General features: G+C 44.8%; 12 protein-coding genes. All 12 read left to right on the plus strand.

Annotation, left to right across the window (positions count from 1 at the left end; all coding sequences use genetic code 11):
* Positions 1 to 41: 41 nt before the first annotated feature.
* The 12 genes from MD535_RS13955 (at position 42) to MD535_RS14010 (ending at position 20,291) form a co-directional block, all read left to right on the plus strand.
* Entirely contained in the window at positions 42 to 7,997 is a 7,956-nt protein-coding gene (locus MD535_RS13955) for an Ig-like domain-containing protein (protein WP_265675637.1), read from the plus strand.
* A gap of 402 nt (positions 7,998 to 8,399) precedes the next feature.
* Entirely contained in the window at positions 8,400 to 9,002 is a 603-nt protein-coding gene (gene betI, locus MD535_RS13960) for a transcriptional regulator BetI (RefSeq protein WP_265675638.1), read from the plus strand.
* A 50-nt stretch (positions 9,003 to 9,052) separates the two neighbouring features.
* Positions 9,053 to 10,507, plus strand: a complete 1,455-nt coding sequence (betB, locus tag MD535_RS13965) for a betaine-aldehyde dehydrogenase (protein ID WP_265675639.1) — start codon at positions 9,053 to 9,055, stop codon at positions 10,505 to 10,507.
* Between the two features lie 76 nt (positions 10,508 to 10,583).
* The gene (betA, locus tag MD535_RS13970) at positions 10,584 to 12,278 is read left to right on the plus strand and encodes a choline dehydrogenase (protein WP_265675640.1); all 1,695 of its coding nucleotides are present in this window, start codon (positions 10,584 to 10,586) and stop codon (positions 12,276 to 12,278) included.
* 200 nt (positions 12,279 to 12,478) lie between these two features.
* A complete protein-coding gene (locus MD535_RS13975; protein ID WP_265675641.1) occupies positions 12,479 to 13,456 on the plus strand; it encodes a choline ABC transporter substrate-binding protein in 978 nt (325 codons plus the stop codon).
* Positions 13,457 to 13,564: 108 nt separating this feature from the next.
* On the plus strand, positions 13,565 to 14,413 hold the full coding sequence (gene choW / locus MD535_RS13980; protein ID WP_265675642.1) for a choline ABC transporter permease subunit: 849 nt from the start codon (positions 13,565 to 13,567) through the stop codon (positions 14,411 to 14,413).
* A 2-nt stretch (positions 14,414 to 14,415) separates the two neighbouring features.
* On the plus strand, positions 14,416 to 15,612 hold the full coding sequence (choV, locus tag MD535_RS13985; protein WP_265675643.1) for a choline ABC transporter ATP-binding protein: 1,197 nt from the start codon (positions 14,416 to 14,418) through the stop codon (positions 15,610 to 15,612).
* Between the two features lie 182 nt (positions 15,613 to 15,794).
* The gene (locus MD535_RS13990) at positions 15,795 to 16,049 is read left to right on the plus strand and encodes a DUF2999 family protein (protein WP_265675644.1); all 255 of its coding nucleotides are present in this window, start codon (positions 15,795 to 15,797) and stop codon (positions 16,047 to 16,049) included.
* 452 nt (positions 16,050 to 16,501) lie between these two features.
* Positions 16,502 to 17,329 carry an EAL domain-containing protein gene (locus MD535_RS13995; RefSeq protein WP_265675645.1) on the plus strand — a complete coding sequence of 276 codons (828 nt, stop codon included), beginning with the start codon at positions 16,502 to 16,504 and terminating at the stop codon, positions 17,327 to 17,329.
* A 136-nt stretch (positions 17,330 to 17,465) separates the two neighbouring features.
* Positions 17,466 to 18,131, plus strand: a complete 666-nt coding sequence (locus tag MD535_RS14000; protein WP_265675646.1) for a helix-turn-helix domain-containing protein — start codon at positions 17,466 to 17,468, stop codon at positions 18,129 to 18,131.
* Positions 18,132 to 18,581: 450 nt separating this feature from the next.
* Entirely contained in the window at positions 18,582 to 18,968 is a 387-nt protein-coding gene (locus MD535_RS14005) for a thiol-disulfide oxidoreductase DCC family protein (RefSeq protein WP_265675647.1), read from the plus strand.
* 192 nt (positions 18,969 to 19,160) lie between these two features.
* Positions 19,161 to 20,291 carry a site-2 protease family protein gene (locus MD535_RS14010; protein WP_265675648.1) on the plus strand — a complete coding sequence of 377 codons (1,131 nt, stop codon included), beginning with the start codon at positions 19,161 to 19,163 and terminating at the stop codon, positions 20,289 to 20,291.
* Positions 20,292 to 20,544: the final 253 nt, after the last annotated feature.

Genomic DNA, 20,544 nt, shown 5'->3' on the forward strand with positions numbered 1-20,544 from the left:
GTATCTATTGGAGTATGGACAGGAAGACAATGGAGTTAAGGATGATTCGAAAGCAAGCAGAATACCCGCGTAGGGTAGCACGAGTTTTTGTGCTGTTTTTATTGGGTATGACTTGCTCAAGCAGTGCGTTATCTAGCACGTTTACATTTGACTCGAGCAGTGGCCAGGGGACACCAACCCTAACTACGACGGCTGATGGTGTGACATTAACGGCGACGCAGTCAAATGGAAACGACATCAATGTTAACACGGGTTTTTTACACCCAATGGTTTCATTACAAGTAAGTGATACGTGGACAATAGCGTTTGACTCACCATTGAGTATTAGCCAGTTTCAGATAGGTCAATTCGCGGCAGCAGATAGCAATGGGAGTTATATTTTTACTCCTGATAACGGAAGAGCGGTCAGTATTAGTAGTAATCATGAGGACTTAAATGACGGTCTTGCGATTTTAATCGTGGACGATTGGACATCGGTAAGTTCTATTACTATGAGTGTCGATACTATTGATAACCATCGTGTTGGTATCAACAATATAGAATTTACCATCGCTGTGGCGGCAGACATTACGCCTCCTTTATTCGAAAATGTGACTCCCAGCTTAAGTTCAGTCTCAAATTCAGGTGCTTCGCTATCCATCGATCTTGATGAAGATGGTACCGCGTACTACGTTGTCGTCGCTGATGCTTCCACTGCGCCTACAAGCAGTCAAGTAAAAGCGGGGCAGGATGCATCGGGAAACAGCGCACTCACGTCTGGCTCAATGATCACAACGAGTACCGTCGGCTTGGCGACGATTAATGGCTTAAATGATGGTGACAAGTACGATGTGTACGTTGTTGCCCAAGATAATGCGAATAACCTACAAACATCACCGACTACACTTGATCTGGCAACACTCGATACTGCTCCTAATGTTTCCTCCATTACGGTTTCAGGGTCGCCTGCATCAAACGCGACGAGCATAGACTTTATCGTCAATTTTTCCGACTCCGTGGAGAATATTTCGACAGATGATTTCACAGCGAAACTAGGCGGTGCAATCAGTGCAGGGCTGTCGGTCTCTTCTGTGTCTGCAAGTTCCGGTAATACGGTGACGGTGACGGTGGCAGTGAATAATGTTGCAGGAGACGTCCGACTTGATTTAAACGGCAATACCAACATAGCTGATGAGAGCAGCAATACTCCTGCGGCTTATAGCGCAGGAGCGACTCATACAACCGATGCTACAGTTCCTACGGTAACCTCTATTGCCCGTAAAACGCCAAACACTGAGTCCACGAACGTCGATAGCTTACTGTGGACCATCAGTTTTTCTGAAGCGGTGAGTAACATTGATACCAGTGACTTCGTTGTTTCCGGTACCACTGCAACCATTAATAACGTGTCAGTAAGCTCTGGTGCCAGTGTGGATGTGACCGTGTCGGGTGGCAATTTATCCACTGTGGATGGAACCGTTGCGCTAGCACTTTCTGACAGTAATGATGTTATTGATGCTGGTGGAAACGCTATCTCCGTGCGCACTCCAACAGGCGTTAATGAAAGTTACAGTCTGGATAATTCTGCGCCGAGTTTCAGTCCTGTATCTGATAGCAGCAACGGGAAATACAAAGCAGGTGACGTTGTCACTATTAGTGCTGGGTTGGGCGAAGCAGGCTTAACGGTCACCGCTAATTTATCAGTCCTTGATAGTGACTTTGCTACTGATGTCGCGCTTAGTAACCTTGGCAATAATACGTACTCGGTCACCACGCCAGCGCTAAACCTTCAAAGTAATATGCAAGAAGGCAGCGGTATCACGGTGACCATTACCGCAAGTGACGCGCTAGGCAATCAATCGACGGACAGTTCTTTATCCTTATGGCTAGATAAGACAGCCCCAACTTTTAATGCTTCGGGCTCTACTCCGTTAGATAATGCAAACGGGATCGCGGTTGCCAATAATCTCGAGCTAGACTTTAGTGAAGCGGTGGCGCTTGTTGCGACTAAAACCATCCAACTTTATGACGTGACCAATTCCGCGATTTTCGAAACCTACACCGTTGATGATACCGCTTCTGCGACAGGATCATTAGGGGGGACGCTAACACGCTCCGGTGACACGTTGACCATCAACCCTAGCAGTGATTTTTTGGTTGGTACTGAGTATGCGCTGGTGGTGGATTCAGAGGCTATTATTGATGGTGTCGGTAATGCTTTTGCTGGGATCTCGGATTATGCCGTCTACAATTTTGTGACGCTTCCAGAGCTTTCCATTAGCGTTGCTCAAAGTAATATTATTGAAAACGCGGGCGTAACGACCTATACGGTTGCATTGCTGGATGGCAAAGGTAATCCATTTACTGCCACTGAAGCGTTGATCATTGATATTCAGTTTACCGGTGTCGCGACGCTGGTGGACGATTATACCGTTACTGGCTTGAATGGCTCTAACCAAATTACGGTTGATCAAGGTAATTCATCGGCCACCTTCAGCGTTACCGCTGTGTATGACGATGCGGTGGATGATAATGGAGAAACGATTATTGCAAGCCTTGATTCAGTATCGTCAGGCGTTGCAAACATAGGCAGTGGTAGTAGTGCCACGGTCACGATTAATCAAAACTCGGTACCTGTATTTGCAGGGCTCGATTCGACACCTGCGTATACCGAAAATGGTTCGGCGGTAGTGATTGACAATGATGTAACTATCTCGGACGCGGAATTAGATGCACTTAACTCGGGAAGCGGCAATTATGATGGCGCTTCTCTTACCATTTCACGCAGTAGTGGTGCTAGCAGTAACGATGTGTTTGGTCATTCGGGTCTAGTGGGGGCATTAACCGAGGGAGGAAATCTCACCTACAATAGTGTCGTTGTGGGTACGGTGACGGTCAATAGTAATGGCTCGCTAACGTTGACCTTTAATAGCAGTGCCAGCTCGGCCATTGTTGATGGCGTGCTGCAAAGTATTACTTATGAGAACAACGCGAACGAACCTGCCAGTTCTGTTTCTCTGAAATTTGTATTTAATGATGGGTTAGAAACCACTTCGGGATCGAATCTCGTTGTTGCGTCGATCACTGAAATCAACGATGCTCCCACACTTACTGCGCTTGGTCTTAATCCCGAATTTATAGAGGGAGGCAGTGCCGCGCAAGTATTTAGTGGCAGTAGTGTCAGCACCGTTGAGGCGAATCAAAACATTAATGGATTGACGATGACCGTCAGCAATGTGTCCGATAGTGGCGCAGAAAAATTGTCGGTCGATGGGGTCAGTATCATTCTTGATTCGGGACAGTCTGGCACGACATCAAGTGGCTTAAGCTATACGGTATCAGTTGAGTCGCAAATTGCGACGTTAACGTTAACTGGTGGGTCACTGACCGAAGCTGAATCTCAATCGCTCGTCGATTCAATTACTTATCAAAATGACAGTCATGATCCGAATACAAGTAGTAATCGTACTGTATCCCTCACTAATATTTCGGAATCAGGGAGTGAGAACACTAAGTCTAACTTAGCTATTGCTTCAGCGGTAACGATAACCGCCGTTGATGATGAGCCGACAATTACCGCTAACGCGCAAAATCCTACCTATAACGAAGGGGCATCTGCGAGTTTACTCTATTCTTCGTCAGTTATTGATACGATCGAGAGTGATCAGTCACTGACAGGTGCAACGTTTACAGTGTCAGGGGTCGTTGATATTGGTAGTGAAGCGATGGTTGTCGATGCTACGGAGGTGTTATTAAGTGATGGACAAACAGGGACAACGGCGTACAACAGCGTCAATTATTCCGTGTCATTATCGGGAAGTGTAGCAACCGTTATTCTATCGAACGTTAATGGAACCGTGACGCAAGCGCAGTTATTACTTGATAATTTGGCATACATCAATACATCGGATGACCCGACGGAAGGTGACCGTGTTATTACACTTACGCAGATTACGGATAGCGGCTCTCTAACCGGTGATAATGATAATGTGAACGACACCTTGACGTTGGCTTCAACAGCAGCAGTGAAAGCGGTTAATGACGAGCCAACATTAGTGTTAACACCACAAAACCCAACGTTCACAGAAAATAGCACATCGGTTTCACTGTACGCATCTTCTACGTTGAGCACTGTAGAAACAGGGCAATCAGTTAAAGCGTTGGCATTGAGTGTTGCGAATGTAGTGAACGGAAGCCGTGAATACCTAGTTGTTGATGGTGAGGATATCGCACTGGTAGATGGTACGGTAGGCATTACTCAAAGCAATAGCTTCCAATATCTAGTGCTGCAAGTGGGAGAGTTACTGCTTGTAACCGTTCAAAAAGAAGACTCTGAGGCCGCCTATCAAACCCTTGTTGATTCTGTGCAATATAAATATGAGGCAGAGGACATTACATCGGGCTCTCGAACGGTTGCGGTATACGGATTAACGGATAACGGGCAAAAACAGAATGGAGGAGACGATAGCAATACGCAGCTGAATTTATCTGCAACAGTGACAGTGGTTGGCGTGAATGATGATCCAACTATTACTATTAGCTCCACGCTCACCACCGACGAAGACAACAACCAAACCTTGAGCTTTAGCTTCAGTGATGTAGATGGCGACACGGTGACGGCGAGAGAGAAAACCGCGCCAAGCCACGGGGCGATAGCCATCACAGGCGAGGACATTGTCTATACGCCAGAGGCTAACTTCAACGGCAGTGACAGTTTCACGATTACGCTGACCGATGGTAATGGATTCACCACGGATAAAACGGTGAATGTCACCGTCGATAGCATCAATGATGAGCCGACGATCACCATTAGCTCCACACTCACCACCGACGAAGACAACAACCAAACCTTGAGCTTTAGCTTCAGTGATGTGGATGGCGACACGGTGACAGCGAGCGAGAAAACCGCGCCAAGTCACGGCGCGATAGCCATCACAGGCGAGGACATTGTCTATACGCCAGACGCGAACTTTAACGGTAGCGATAGCTTCACCATTACGCTCACCGATGGTAATGGCTTTACCACTGACAAAACCGTTAACGTTACCGTTGATAGCGTCAATGATGAGCCAACCATCACCATTAGTTCTACGCTGGTGACAAATGAAGATATTGATGGAACGTTAACTTATACCTTTGAAGATATTGATGGTGACGTGGTCAGTGCTACTGAAAAGCGAGCGCCGGAATATGGTTCGATATCTATTAACGGGGCAAGTATTGTCTATACACCGACCAATAATTACAACGGCAACGATAGCTTTACGATCACATTGACTGACGATAGTGGTTATCAGTATGACCATATCGTTGAAGTGACCGTCAATACGGTAAATGACGAGCCTATCGTTGAAAATGAAGTGCTGAGTATGGGGCAAACCTCTGAAGGTATTTATCAGTTCAGTGTTCTTGATAACGATGTAGATCCAGATGCGGATAGCTTGTCTATCGCTTGGGTAATGTCGGATGAAGGGTTAGTCAGCATCAATAATAATCAAATTGTATTAGAGCTCGATCATAATGGATTGGTGGCGATCAAATATGGTGTGACCGATGGGAATGGGGCGCAAGTTATTGGTCAGGTTCAGCTCGAAATTATCACCAACGGAGGGCCTGAAATCACGGCGCCGAATGATGTGGAGGTTAATGCGACGGGCCTCTTTACTAAGGTCGACTTAGGGGTGGCGATGGCCGAGAACGCGAGCGGTGAGCAACTTGCTGTTACACTTGTTAATAGCGATACGTTTTTTGAGCCAGGCGTACATAAAGTGTTCTGGAAAGCCACCGATGCATATGGCGAACAAGCGCAGGATCATCAGATCGTCATAGTTCATCCATTGGTATCGATAGGAAAGAATGATGGTGTCGCTGAAGGTAGCCGTCAAACGATCAAAATATACTTGAACGGAATCGCTGCACATTATCCCGTCACCGTTCCGTTTACGGTTGGAGGCTCGGCAAATCAAGAAGACCATGATCTGGTGGCGAGTGAATTTATCATTAATGAAGGGACTGAAGGCGAGGTAACGATCAATATTTTTGATGATGGACAAACGGAAGGCGATGAGACGGTGACAGTAACGTTGGATGACTCATTTAACTTGGGCAGTAAATCGACCTATACATTGACCGTGTATGAGTCGAATGTCTCACCAGAAGTGACGTTATCTATCAAACAAGACAATCAAATTCGCTCAGTACAGTCAAAGTCTGATGGCAATATTATTATTGCCGCGACAGTCTCAGATCCCAACTCGGAAGATACTCATAGTTATCACTGGATCAATGATAGGGCAGAGATTGCGAATGTTAGCGTGCTAGACAGCCAGTTCGAATTTGACCCGAGCGAAATGGCAGCAGGGATATACCAAATTAGCTTGCAAGTGACAGATAGTGCAAATGGTAGTGTAACGGTTCCTGCTTATGTTGAAGTGGTTGAAGTGCTGACATCACTAGGTATGGAAGATAGTGATGGTGATTTAATTCCCGACGTGCAGGAAGGATATTCAGATTTAGACAATGACGGTATTCCAGATTTTCAAGATGCCATCGGTGAGTGCAATGTTATCCAACAATACGCTTTAGAATCTGAAAACTACTTAGTGGAAGGCGATTCCGGAGTGTGCTTACGCAAAGGTTCAACCATTGCAGAAAGTCAATCAGGAGGCGCACTACTAATGAACTCGGAGCTACCTCAAGATAGTGGTGCGAATAACGTTGGCGGTGTGTTTGATTACATCGCTTATGGATTACCAGAAGCGGGTCAGAGTTATCAAATAGTGATCCCTCAGCGCTTACCTGTGCCTAGTGATGCCGTTTATCGGAAATACAATGACGTGGATGGCTGGAAGGATTATTATCTTGATGACAACAATGTTGTCGCTTCTACGCATGGTTATGAAGGTTATTGTCCGCCACCTGGAGATGATGCTTGGCAGGTAGGATTAACGGAAGGTCATTGGTGTGTTCAGCTTACTATTCAAGACGGTGGACCAAATGACGACGACGCCACCGCCAACGGAACTATTGTTGATCCGGGAGGCGTTGCGACACTGTCAAAAAATAATCTACCTGTCGCCAGTAATGATGAAGCGAGTGTTGTCATGGGCGGTACCGTTCGAGTGGATGTTCTTAGAAATGACAGCGACGTTGATCAAGACAACTTAACACTCACCGGGGTGAGCGCTAATTTCGGCGAGGTGTCGATTATAAATGATGCAATATCGTACCAAGCGCCTGCAACTTTTTATGGTGAGGATGAAATTAAATATAGCGTGAGTGATGGTAACGGCGGTACCGCGTATGCGAAAGTTGCCGTGAGCGTAAATCTGCCGGCAACCGGAAACGCTTATAACTCCGCTAGTGGTGGTTCATTTGGGGGATTATTGCTGGGTCTTGTTTCGTTTGTGGCTCTGCTACGAAGGAAGCAAGCAGGGTTGTTAGTGCTCTCGTTTTACATCGTGTGTTCACCGCATGCGGTAGCGGATTGGTATGTAAAAGGTGAATTAGGACAAAGCAGAGCTGAAGACCGATTATCGGAAGATATTCAAGTGGTAAGCCTAGAGGATACGGATGTTGCTTGGTCATTTGGGGTTGGGTATCGATTTGATTCTGACTGGGCGTTGCAAATGAGTTACGTTAATTTGGGGCAATCCAGTGCGACATTAAGCGCGGATGCGAATACAACGCCTGAAGAGTATCATTCGAAAGTGTCTCAAGCGACACCTGCACTGGGGAATGGAGTAAGCCTCGGTGTGGATTATGCGTTTTGGTCTAATGAATGGGTGAGTGTCAATGCTGCTGCTGGTGCTTATGCGTGGAAAACCGATTTTACCAGTGAGTATCAGAATAAGACCATCACATCGAGTGAGACAGGCATTGACCCTTATCTAGGCGTTTCATTTAACGGCAAGGTAACGAGCCAGTTTTCGGTCGGTGTTCAGGCGACTCGATATTTTATTCGCCTTAATGACGTGACTGTTTATGGCGCAGTTATGGAGTATAGCTTTGCTCAGTAATAATGCCTCTTATCGTATAAGCGCCCCTGACGAGCACTAGCCATGGTGCGATAATTATCGACGGCATAAAAAGAGGGAGTAGATCGCGATTGGTCTGCTCTTTTTTATGGACTAAATAATATGCATTGACTCCCCGCCATAGGCTAAATGTTCACATTAATTATGAATGCAGCGTTTTTACTTGACACGAAAATCGCGTGCTAGCGTTGCGAATGAGTTGAATTTTTACAAAAACGATAAAATAAAATAAATGTAATTATTTTCATGATGTTATAAGTCATTAGCGGCTGTTTGTTGATGTGCGATCGATTGGTTGCTTCAATGTTCCTTTGACTTCTTATGTGTTAAATGTAATTTTATTTTTAATTGAACGTTCAATTAAAAAACATTCAGGTAACATTTATGCCAAAAATAGGAATGCCAGAGATCCGTCGCCCACAACTTGTAGAGGCAACAATGGCCGTGATTGATGAGGTAGGGTTGTCCGGTGCGAGTGTCGCATTAATCAGCCGAAAAGCAGGCGTGTCAGCCGGTATTATCAATCATTATTTTGGTGGTAAACATGGTTTATTAGAAGAAACCATGCGCTCGGTATTGCGTCAGCTCTCTGCTACGTCAATCAAACATTTAAGCGCGGTTGATGGCCAAGATGTGAGTGCCAGAGTGAAAGCCATTGTGGCGGCTAACTTCGATGGCTACCAAGTCGAAAGTAAGGTGACAAAAACCTGGCTCGCTTTTTGGGCGCAGTCAATGCATGACAAGGATCTTTATCGACTTCAACGTGTCAATGAACGTCGCTTATTGTCACACCTGCGTCGAGAGTTAAAGCATGCGTTGCCTGATCAACAGGCAAAGTTTGTCGCGCAAGGTATTGCGGCATTGATCGATGGTATTTGGCTGCGCGGCGCACTTAATCCACAAGGTATTTGTGCCCAAAACGCACAGCTGATTATTTCAGATTATCTCGAAAAGCAGCTACCCCCAACGCCACTGCATCAAGTGTAATTGGACGGTTTACGTCACATTAGATGAATTATCAAGGAACATGGACATCAATGAAGTCTCTCTATATTCACGGTAAGAACGCACAAGCCTCATCAAACGAAACCTTTCTAACGCGTAACCCAGCAACGGGCGAACCATTAGCGGAATTAGAACAAGCGAGTGTCCAAGACGTTGATCGCGCAGTAGATTCAGCGAAACAAGGTTTCAAAATATGGTCGTCAATGAGTGGCATGGAGCGAGGGCGAATTTTGATGCGCGCTGTCATGTTACTCCGCGAACGCAACGATGAACTTGCCGCACTGGAAGTACAAGATACAGGTAAGCCTATTCAAGAAGCGATGGAAGTAGATATCGCGACGGGCGCAGACGTTATTGAATATTACGCTGGGCTGGCATCGAGTATTCAGGGCCAACAACAAGATCTAGGTCATGGTCAGTTTTTCTACACTCGCCGAGAGCCTCTGGGTGTGTGTGCGGGTATCGGCGCATGGAATTATCCTATTCAAATCGCCATGTGGAAATCCGCACCCGCTCTTGCTGCGGGTAATGCAATGGTCTTCAAGCCTTCAGAAGAAACGCCTTTATCGGTGCTGAAATTGGCCGAAATTTATACCGAAGCGGGCGTGCCTGATGGCGTATTTAATGTGGTTCAAGGGGACTATCGCGTTGGGCAGTGTCTTTCTCGTCATCCTGATATCGCGAAAGTTTCCTTTACTGGGGAGTCAGGTACTGGGAAAAAAGTCATGGCAGACGCAGCGGGGACGTTGAAAGATGTGACCATGGAATTAGGCGGTAAATCACCACTAATTGTGTTTGGTGATGCCAAGTTAGATAACGCAGTGTCCGCCGCCATGCTAGCCAATTTTTATACCCAAGGTGAAGTTTGTACCAATGGCACACGCGTGTTTGTTCATGATTCACTCTACGATGAGTTTCTTGAGCAGCTGACTCAAAGAACGCGGAAGCTGGTCATTGGGAATCCAGCGGATATGACGACTCAAATAGGTGCGTTAATTTCCGCTGAGCATTTGGAAAAAGTATTGGGATTTATTGAAGCGGGTAAAGTGTCGGGAGCGAGATTGGTTTGCGGGGGGGCGCGTGAAACAAGCCATGGCTTAGATAAAGGCTATTTTGTTCAACCGACAATCTTTGCTGATTGCACCGATGACATGCCCCAAGTCCAAGAGGAAATATTTGGTCCTGTGATGTCTGTGCTGCGTTTTTCAGATGAAGATGAAGTGATTCGCCGTGCCAATGATACTCAGTATGGGTTAGCCGCGGGTCTGTTTACGCAAAACCTGTCGCGAGCACATCGCGTGATTGCGCAAATAGAAGCCGGGATTTGCTGGGTGAATACGTGGGGAGGTTCTCCGGCCGAAATGCCTGTGGGTGGATACAAGCAGTCTGGAATTGGCCGTGAAAATGGTATCGAAACGCTTAATCACTATACCCAGAATAAGAGCGTTATGATCGAACTCGGCGATCTGGAATGTCCTTATGAATAGAAAATCTGCATCTTCACTAAGAAGGTCCGCTGAGTCGTAATGCGCATTCTTACAATTGAATTCAAAGGGAAGGGAAATGAATACCAAGTATGACTACATCATTGTCGGAGCAGGCTCGGCTGGCTGTGTGTTAGCCGATAGGCTTAGTGCGTCGGGTGAGCATCGCGTGCTGTTGCTTGAGGCAGGAGGCAGTGATAAGAGTATTTTTATTCAAATGCCTACGGCACTGTCCTATCCAATGAACAGTGACAAATACGCATGGCAATTTGAAACGCAGCCAGAAGCTGGCTTAGAGGCTCGCCGTTTACATTGCCCTCGTGGACGAGTGTTGGGTGGCAGTTCATCCATCAACGGCATGGTGTATGTAAGAGGTCATGCTTGTGACTTTGATGAGTGGCATGAGCAAGGCGCAACAGGTTGGAGTTATCAAGAGTGTTTGCCCTATTTTCGTCGTGCTGAATCGTGGATGGGTGGAGAAGATGCCTACCGTGGCGTGGATGGCCCTGTTGGAACCTGCAATGGTAATAATATGACACTGAATCCGCTGTATGACGCATTTATTGATGCGGGGCAGCAAGCGGGGTATCCAAAGACCGACGACTACAATGGTTATCAGCAAGAAGGTTTTGGCCCAATGCACATGACGGTAGACAAAGGTGTGCGAGCATCCACATCCAACGCTTACTTACGCCGGGCAATGAAACGTCCTAATGTGACGCTCAAAACAGGTGTCGTCACTCGACGAGTCCTATTGCAAGATAAGCAAGCTGTTGGTGTTGAGATAGAAAAAAACGGTCGTGTTGAATCACTATTTGTTAATAAGGAAGTGTTGCTTTGCGCAGGCTCTGTTGGTTCAGTACAGCTGTTACAATTATCGGGAATTGGACCCAAACAGGTGCTAGAGCATGCTGGTATTGACGTTGAGGTTGATTTACCTGGCGTGGGCGAAAACCTACAAGATCATTTAGAAATCTACTTTCAATACGCGTGCCATCAGCCAATTACCTTAAACAGTAAACTTGGTTTAATTAGCAAAGGCTTGATTGGCACTCGCTGGGTATTGCGAAGGGATGGATTAGGCGCGACGAACCACTTCGAGTCGTGCGCGTTTATTCGTTCACGCGCAGGGCTAAAGTGGCCAAATCTGCAATATCACTTTCTACCTGCAGCAATGCGATACGATGGCCAAGCGGCGTTCTCTGGGCATGGTTTTCAAGTACATGTAGGGCCGAATAAGCCGCAAAGTCGTGGTCGGATTTTTGTCACATCAAATGATCCTCATCAAAAACCACACATTGAATTTAACTATATCAGTACAGAACAAGATAAACAGGATTGGCGAGACTGCATTCGTCTCACTCGAGAAATTTTAGCTCAACCAGCGATGGACGCGTACCGTGGCGAAGAAATTCAACCTGGTAGTGATGTGACGAGTGATGACGCGATTGATGCTTGGGTTCGTCAAAATGTTGAAAGCGCCTATCATCCGTCATGCTCATGTAAAATGGGCGCAGATAACGACGCGATGGCGGTACTTAATCCCGAGTGCCAAGTTCGCCACGTTGGGGCCTTACGCGTGGTCGACTCATCGGTGTTTCCCACCATTCCGAACGGAAATTTGAATGCGCCAACGATCATGGTGGCAGAAAAAATTGCGGACGTAATCTTAAATCAAACGCCGCTCAATAAGTCTCAAGCACCGACATGGATTGCGCCCAATTGGCAAACGACGCAGCGTCTTGGCGTTGCTAAACGTCCAATGTTCCCCTGACATAATCCAGCGAACCACCTCTACTGAGTTAACACCAATATTATCACTCTAAATCATGTAATAGGGCGCGTTTGTGCGTGTCCTAAGGGTTGCGACAACCTAAAAAATGGCCGTTTACTACGGCCGAACGCATGCAAATGCTCAATAACAGCCATGCTTAATACTGAAACCGTCGCAAATAAAAAGGGAAAATAAAAGTCATGAAGACGAACAATCACAAGTCAAACGTAAGAAAAAAGACATGCGTTAAAAATAGCGCACTACGAAGCAGTACATTGTTACTGACGCTCGCGGCTTCTTCTGTGTACGCCAATCAATGTGAGACCGTGCGTTTCTCGGATGTGGGCTGGACAGACATTACGGCGACGACCGCCGTCACGACTCAGGTGCTTAAAGGCCTGGGGTATCAAACGTCTACCCAATTGCTGTCGGTACCAGTGACGTATTCTTCCATGGCGAACCAAGACATTGATGTGTTTTTGGGCAACTGGATGCCAACGATGGAAGCCGACATTGCGAAATACCATCAAGACGGGTCAGTTGAAACGGTGAGAGCTAATTTGGAAGGAGCGAAATACACCCTTGCCGTACCTAAATATGTCTACGAAGCCGGCGTTCGCAGTTTTGCCGATTTAAGTAAGTTTGAAGACGAGCTTCGTGGACGTATTTACGGTATAGAACCTGGGAATGACGGCAATCGTCTTATTCAGGACATGATCGATAAGAATGCTTTTGATTTAAAGGCGTTTCGTCTAGTTGAATCCAGCGAAGCAGGCATGATGTCACAAGTAAAACGTGCGGTGAAGCGCGAGCAGTGGATCGCCTTTCTAGGCTGGGCACCGCACCCGATGAACAGTAACTTTGACATGGTGTATTTGGACGGTGGCGATGACTACTTTGGCCCTAATTATGGTGGTGCCAGCGTGTACACCAATGTCCGCCAAAACTATTTACAAGAGTGCAGCAACGTGGGTCAACTATTACAAAACTTAAGCTTTAGCCTTGAAATGGAAAATGAGCTGATGGGCAGCATACTTAACGACAATGCGAAGCCAGATGCCGCGGCAAAAGCGTGGTTAAAAGCCAACCCAGAAGTGCTTAATCAATGGTTAAAAAAGGTCACGACGCGTGATGGTGCTGATGCAACCCAAGCAGTAAAAGCGTATTTAGACATTTAATCGAACGGATCACGTTCGCGACTGCGGTTATGAATAATCGCAGTCGCCCAAAACTAGGGAGACTGATTCTGCCTAGTTATTTAAATAAAAGACCATTAAGGAGTAACAGTGGACTTTATTACAGAGCATAAGATCCCGCTTGGCGATTGGATGGCAACCTTTGTTGATTGGCTAACTTATAACGCGGCCGGATTTTTTGACTCGTTATCCTATGGTTTGGAATCAATGATCATGATGTTGGTGGATTTATTTAAGTGGTTTCCACCGTCCGTACCCATTGTCATGACAGCGTTGATCGCGTGGTTCCTTCACCGTAGTTTATCACTGGTCATATTCGTGGTCGCGGCATTACTGCTCATCATGAACTTAGGTTATTGGCAAGAAATGCTAGAAACGTTCGTTCTTGTGCTGACTGCTACGGCAATCTCGGTGCTCGTTGGGGTGCCTATTGGGATCATTGCCGCACATAAACCATGGTTATATACCGTTCTAAGACCAATCCTAGATTTAATGCAAACCATACCCACTTTCGTTTATCTCATTCCAACGTTGGTGCTTTTTGGGCTCGGCGTAGTCCCTGGACTTATTTCTACCATCATCTTTGCCATTGCAGCGCCAATCCGTTTGACCTATTTAGGGATCAGCCGAGTTCCGGAAGAGCTCGTTGAAGCGGGTAAAGCGTTCGGAGCGAGCCGAATGAAGCTGTTATTCAACGTCGAGCTTCCCGCAGCAATGCCAAACATCATGGCAGGAATCACCCAATGCATCATGCTGTCACTATCAATGGTCGTCATTTCGGCGTTAGTTGGGGCTGATGGCCTTGGTAAGCCAGTCGTACGAGCACTTAACACCGTCAATGTCGCACAAGGTTTTGAAGCAGGTCTTGCGATTGTCTTGGTCGCGATAATTTTGGATCGCTTGTGTAAAACACCAAAAAGTCATAATCGGGAAGGATAACGATGAGTGTCATTAGTATTAGAAATTTAGATGTGGTGTTTGGGGCTCAATCCGCAGTCTCTTTTGATATGTTGGATAGGGGTAAAAGCCGTCAGGAGATTATTGATGCAACCGGCGATATTGTTGGGGTGCATGATGTCAGCTTGAACATAGAAAAAGGCGAGATCTGCGTATTAATGGGGTTATCGGGTTCGGGAAAATCGAGCTTACTGCGTGCCATTAATGGTTTGAATACGGTGAGTCGAGGCGCTCTAGTGGTGGATGACGGGGAGCAGAAGATCGATTTGGCGAACTGTGATAGCGCAGAGCTGAAGCATTTACGAACCAACCGCATTTCAATGGTGTTTCAGAAATTTGCGCTCATGCCGTGGTTGTCGGTCATTGATAACGCGGCCTTTGGCTTGAAAATGCAAGGTGTAGGTAAATCTGAGCGCCGTCGTCGCGCGCAAGAATGTTTAGACATGGTCGGCTTGGCCGAGTGGCAAGACAGCTTTCCACATGAACTGTCTGGCGGAATGCAGCAGCGGGTTGGTTTAGCGCGAGCATTTACGATGGACAGCGATATTCTTTTAATGGATGAGCCTTTTTCTGCGCTTGACCCGCTTATTCGTAGCCAGCTCCAAGATGAACTATTGGAACTGCAGAGGAAGTTAAACAAAACGATTGTTTTTGTTAGTCATGATTTAGATGAAGCACTCAAACTCGGCAACAATATTGCCATAATGGAATCAGGTCGGCTGATTCAACACGGTAAACCGGAAGAGATTGTACTTAACCCCAATACGGACTATGTAGCGGAGTTTGTGGCTCATACGAATCCACTCAATGTACTTTGTGGACGCTCACTAATGACTCAAGCGGAGACAATGGACGTGCAAGATGGTGAATTGGTACTCAGTCACCATGAGCAAACATTTGTCGGCACCAACGAGCAGGGACAAGTGACCTCCGTGACACGCCGGGGAAAATCGTTACCATTGCAGGTTTGGGAAGATGGTAATTGCCTTGAAACATTACAACAGGATGACCAAGTGATCACGAGCCCAGATATTTCAATGCGTGAAGGCCTAGAGATTCGCTATCGGACTGGGCAGCCAGTACTGCTAGCGGATAATGGAACACTGGTTGGCGTATTGGCGGATAACGATTTCTACCATGCTTTATTGGGTAAACACTTCACTGCTTCAGTGAGTGCATAAAGTAAACTCACCGTCTCGGTTATGGTGGTGGCGGTGGGCTTTCTGACAGAGTGCTGAATTTGCGGCAAGGCATAGCCAGTGATGGTGTTTTGTCTCCATTGGTGAGCAAAGCGCTTCACAGAACATGGGGTGATGGTAGAATGCACGTCTACTTGATTTAATAGAACCTATGAGGTGGTACTATGAACCCGATTCTAGCAATTTTAAAAGAAAATAATATCAGTGATAAGCAGGTCAGTGAACTGTTTCAAACCTTAACTCAAAATCCACTTGCCGCAATGGCAACGATCGGTCAATTGGGACTTCCTCAAGAGCAACTGCAACAGCTGATGACACAAGTCATGCAAAACCCCGCTTTGATTAAAGAAGCGGTTGAAGAGTTGGGGTTAGACTTTGCTAAAGTGGAAGCGGCAAAAGCTCAATTGAATCAACAATAGTAATGGTTTAAGTGTTGAGATATTGAATAAGAGCGTAGCAGCGTTGAGTTAATCGATGCCTCTACGACTCTTTAAAGACAACGCTTTGAAAATAAAATGTGCCGCTTTACTTATTTCTAAAACCTCTTTACTGTTATATTAAAATTAACCTTATCAATAAAGTAATAAATCTAATTTATGTTGGTTAATCTGACGCTTTTGCATTTCCTGCTCGTTACGGTTTTAAACGATTAAGCTACGATCTTGATGGAAAATTACTTTTCATTTATAGATTAATAGGCGGTCGTACTATTTGCGTCACAAATTTGACGTAATAGAGTTCTTCTTTCAATAAAGCACTATTTTATGTTCAACGATTTTTTTTCATTAAGTTATGAGCTACTTCTCGTTATCATCCCAATTCGTTAGGAGTTACTTCTCCAGTATCAATGGAAATTTAAGGAAATAATGATATGTCAGTCGCCATTCAACAAGCAGATTCAAGTAGTCGATTTTTGGCATATTCAACGATTGATTGTGCAGTATTTGCAGAGTTTGAGTTTAAAGTTCAGCCGATAGTCCACCCTATGAGTGCAACGGTGTACGCTTATGAGGTGCTTACTCAAGTCAGCGATTGTAGTGGCGAGCAAATCAGTGGTGAAGATTTTTTTTCCCAGATCAATGATCAGTTTCTTCAACGACTCATGTTTGCTCAGCTTGATTACTATAGGGATTATATAAAGAAATACGATACGTTGATGTCATTTAATCTCCCCCTTTCCTGTTTGAATAACGACCATTTTGTCAACAATTTGCTCGCTGTCTTGGACTTTCCAATCGCGATTGAAATTACTTGTACACAGTTATCGTTGAGCCATCAAGCGTTGGCAAAAAACATCAAAAAATTAAGGCATCATGGTGTCGAGTTTTGGTTAGATGATTATTGCCACAAAGACAGAAGTAAGACACATGCATTACAGTATTTTACATGGGACGTGATTAAACTCGATAAATCCTATTTGCTCTATCATGATAATGACGAAATTATTAATATGCTTGCTGAATTGTTAAGCTTATATGCACCTAGGCTTATTATTGAAGGTGTGGAAACCGCGATTCAAAGGAAAATGCACTTAATGGAACATGTCTACATGCAAGGTTATTACTATTACTACCCAACTAGTATTGATAACTTAATTCCCCTGCTGGAAGAAAAAAACAATCGTAGTCCTAACTCTGATATTCGACAAAAAAAGAATCGTCCATCCATGTCACTCGCAGTAGGTTTAGCCATTGAATAGCGTAGAGGGGTTGTTTCGTTCAATTCGATTTCGGAGTGCAACGTTAACCTCATCTAATCTAGTGACAAAACATAATTTGGTTATGGTCGAGAATGCGAAAGGTTTCATTTGTATCAATGGAAAAATGCATGAGAGTATGGGCTCCACAGTTATATTTATTCCAGCGTACTCTAATGTTGGTATTTCACTTAGTGCTGTCGATACCGACCTAACGATTAATATGCATCGGTTTTCTATTGAAGAGAATGATTTTCGACCACTCATTAATAGTTTTGATATTGTTGGGATAAGAAGCAATAAATCTAGTAATGAATTGGAAATTATAGATGGCTTTAGATCGGCTCTATTCATATCATCTAATATGAATGATAGTTATGCCTTGTATTCGTTATTTTCAATGACGATGATTCAATATATTCGGCGTGCTTCTAATAATGAGCTGGTTAATATTATCTCTTTTCCTCACGAGATAGATCGTATAGCCAATGCCATGAGGATGGACATTACTAGAAAGTGGTCTGCAGATGAATTAAGTCAATCGGCTGATATGAGCTTTACGCAGTTAAACAGAGTGTTATATAAAGAAGGTATTACTTTTAGTCAACTGCTAAATATTATTAGGTTGAAGCACTCTCTCAAATTGCTTTATGGTGGTAACTCAATCAAAACCAGTGCGTATAACAGTGGTTTTGATTGTCCAAATTATTATAGTAGGGTATTTAAAAAATACTATGGGTTTAGTCCTAGTGAGTTTAGAAAAAGTAAAGAAATTTCAAGAATGGTGCCAGAGTTAACACTTTAATTTGGTCGCGCACTAGGGAGGTAATACTCTCTAGTATTACTGTGTGTCGACCGTACGGTGTATCTGTAACATTGTCATTGTCATTGTCATTGTCATTGTCGTTAACTCGTTGGCGTTTTTATCATGTAAGCAACGATGGAAATCTATTGCTATATGAGATAGATAACGCGTAACTATGCTGTTACGAAGGCTTTTATGTGACTAGATATATTGATGTGCTGACGCCTTTAAGGAATATAAGGGAGGAGTGAACTTCCATACTGCTATGTCTCCAACCTATATTCCTTTCAACTATCTGGCTGTGTTCATGAAAGCCTGTGTGTCAAATTCTACACTCTACACTCCACACTCGTTACACCGCTTCATCATGAAGTGGTCTAGGTGCTAATCTCAGCGATCGAACATCGGCAAGTCACGTATATACTTTAGCGAGCATTCGATGGAGGCTACATGCAAACACTTACCTTATTTTATGATGGAACATGCCCATTATGTAAAAAAGAAATGGCTGCACTTAGAAAACACGATATTTATAAAAGAATTGATACGGTGGACATTTTCAGTGAAGATTTTCATGACTATCCACAGATTGATCCAAAAAAAGCGAATACCATTTTACATGCTATCGATGAAAGTGGGCGCCTTTGGTTGGGACTTGATGCAGTTTACCATGCGTGGAATTTAGTTGGCAAAGGGTGGATGTATGCGCCGTCACGTTGGCGTTTGATCAAGCCTACTGCAGACAAGCTTTATTACTACTTTGCTAGGAATCGTTATCAGATTTCACTTTGGCTCACAGGAAAATCGCGCTGTAGTAACGGGTCCTGCTCTCGATAAGGAGAAGTCATTTTGGTGATGGCGACGGAGTGGTTGTAGCGTGGAATTATTTGAATGAGTAAACCTTAATCAACATCAAGAAGCAAAAGTCTCTCTACAAAAGTAGAGAATGCCGACTTTGAACTGTATATTGCCCATATCGGCGTACGAAGCGTAGTTTGTCTTCGACTATAAAAATATAAAGAGTGTACATTGGAACTATTAAACATCGATTGTTTGGGTAAGTCTCTTCGTTTAGAAGGATCTATGGCAGGTTGGCAGCAACTTTTTTGGGGGGGAGAGGTGGTCTCGGTTATTCCAGCTTCGACAGATTATCAGGGGATAAAAGAACACCAGTTTCAACTCTCAGTGCAACCCGCTCAACCAGTCTCCTCTTTGGACGCGAATATGGACACCTCGGTCGCGCAATCTATTACCGTGAAGTTAGTTACTGACTTAACTTGGCAGCCCTTTACTATTCGTTACCAACTGTTTGTTAATGACGAACAAGTGACAGAAGGCGATAGAAACACAAAAGATATTGAACAACAGGTCCCGGTCACACCGCTTGAAAAACAGAACAAGCTGAGCGTCATCGGTTTGGCATCGTTGGGATTTAAGTTGCTGAAAAGCGCTAAAGTGATCAAAGTTGTTCTGATGGGAGCGAGCGTTGCGGCTTACTCTTGGTTGTTTTCTCTGCAGTTTGCATTAGCGCTGATTGCGTGTTTGGTTTTCCATGAGTATGGGCATATTCGCGCCATGAAGTACTTCGGGATGAAAACTAAAGGAATATATTTAATTCCATTCATGGGCGGACTCGCGCTCAGCGATGAAAGGATTAATACCCGGTGGCAAGATGTGGTGATCTCCATTATGGGCCCAACGTTTGGTTTGTTTATGTCGTTACTGTCTTTAGTGGCGTACTGGATCACAGGAGCGGATATCTTTGCCGGACTTGCTGCGTTTAATGCGCTACTCAATCTGTTCAATTTGCTGCCCATTCTGCCGCTTGATGGCGGACATATTTTAAAAAGCATCAGTTTTTCCATGAATTCTCTAATTGGGCTTGTCATGTGTATTGCTGGAGCGGCTTTTGGTATCTATCTAAGTTACACGCTGAACCTGACTCTTTTAGGGTTGATGCTGCTGATAGGGAGTGTCGAAATAGGCTTTGAGTGGCGAGCTCGACATTACAGTCATTTATTGCCGCTTGATCGCTCTGGACAGATTGTCTCTGCGGTTTGGTATGCGACTACCGTAGCGAGCTTAGTCGGTATTATTTGGTACTTGGCGGGCTCGGGCGACGACATGCTGGGGCTCCCTCTATTGATCCTACAGAGCTAACTTTCTTTCCTTCAGACAAAGGGCCTTAACATGGCCTTTTCAATCTTAGAGCCGTAATTACTTTGTCTTGATGGTGATTTCATTTGTTGTAATCAACAGGTGGAATCACCAGTATTTCTCGCCAAATTACACGCGAATCATTGAGCATGATCACATAGGTTTGTGCCATTAATCCATGTTTATATTAAGGCTATTAACATGGTTTTAAATTAGTTGTTACATAGCGAGTATCGTGAGTGGTAATAATAGTGTG

Source organism: Vibrio qingdaonensis (assembly GCF_026191675.1).
Taxonomy (GTDB): domain Bacteria; phylum Pseudomonadota; class Gammaproteobacteria; order Enterobacterales; family Vibrionaceae; genus Vibrio; species Vibrio qingdaonensis.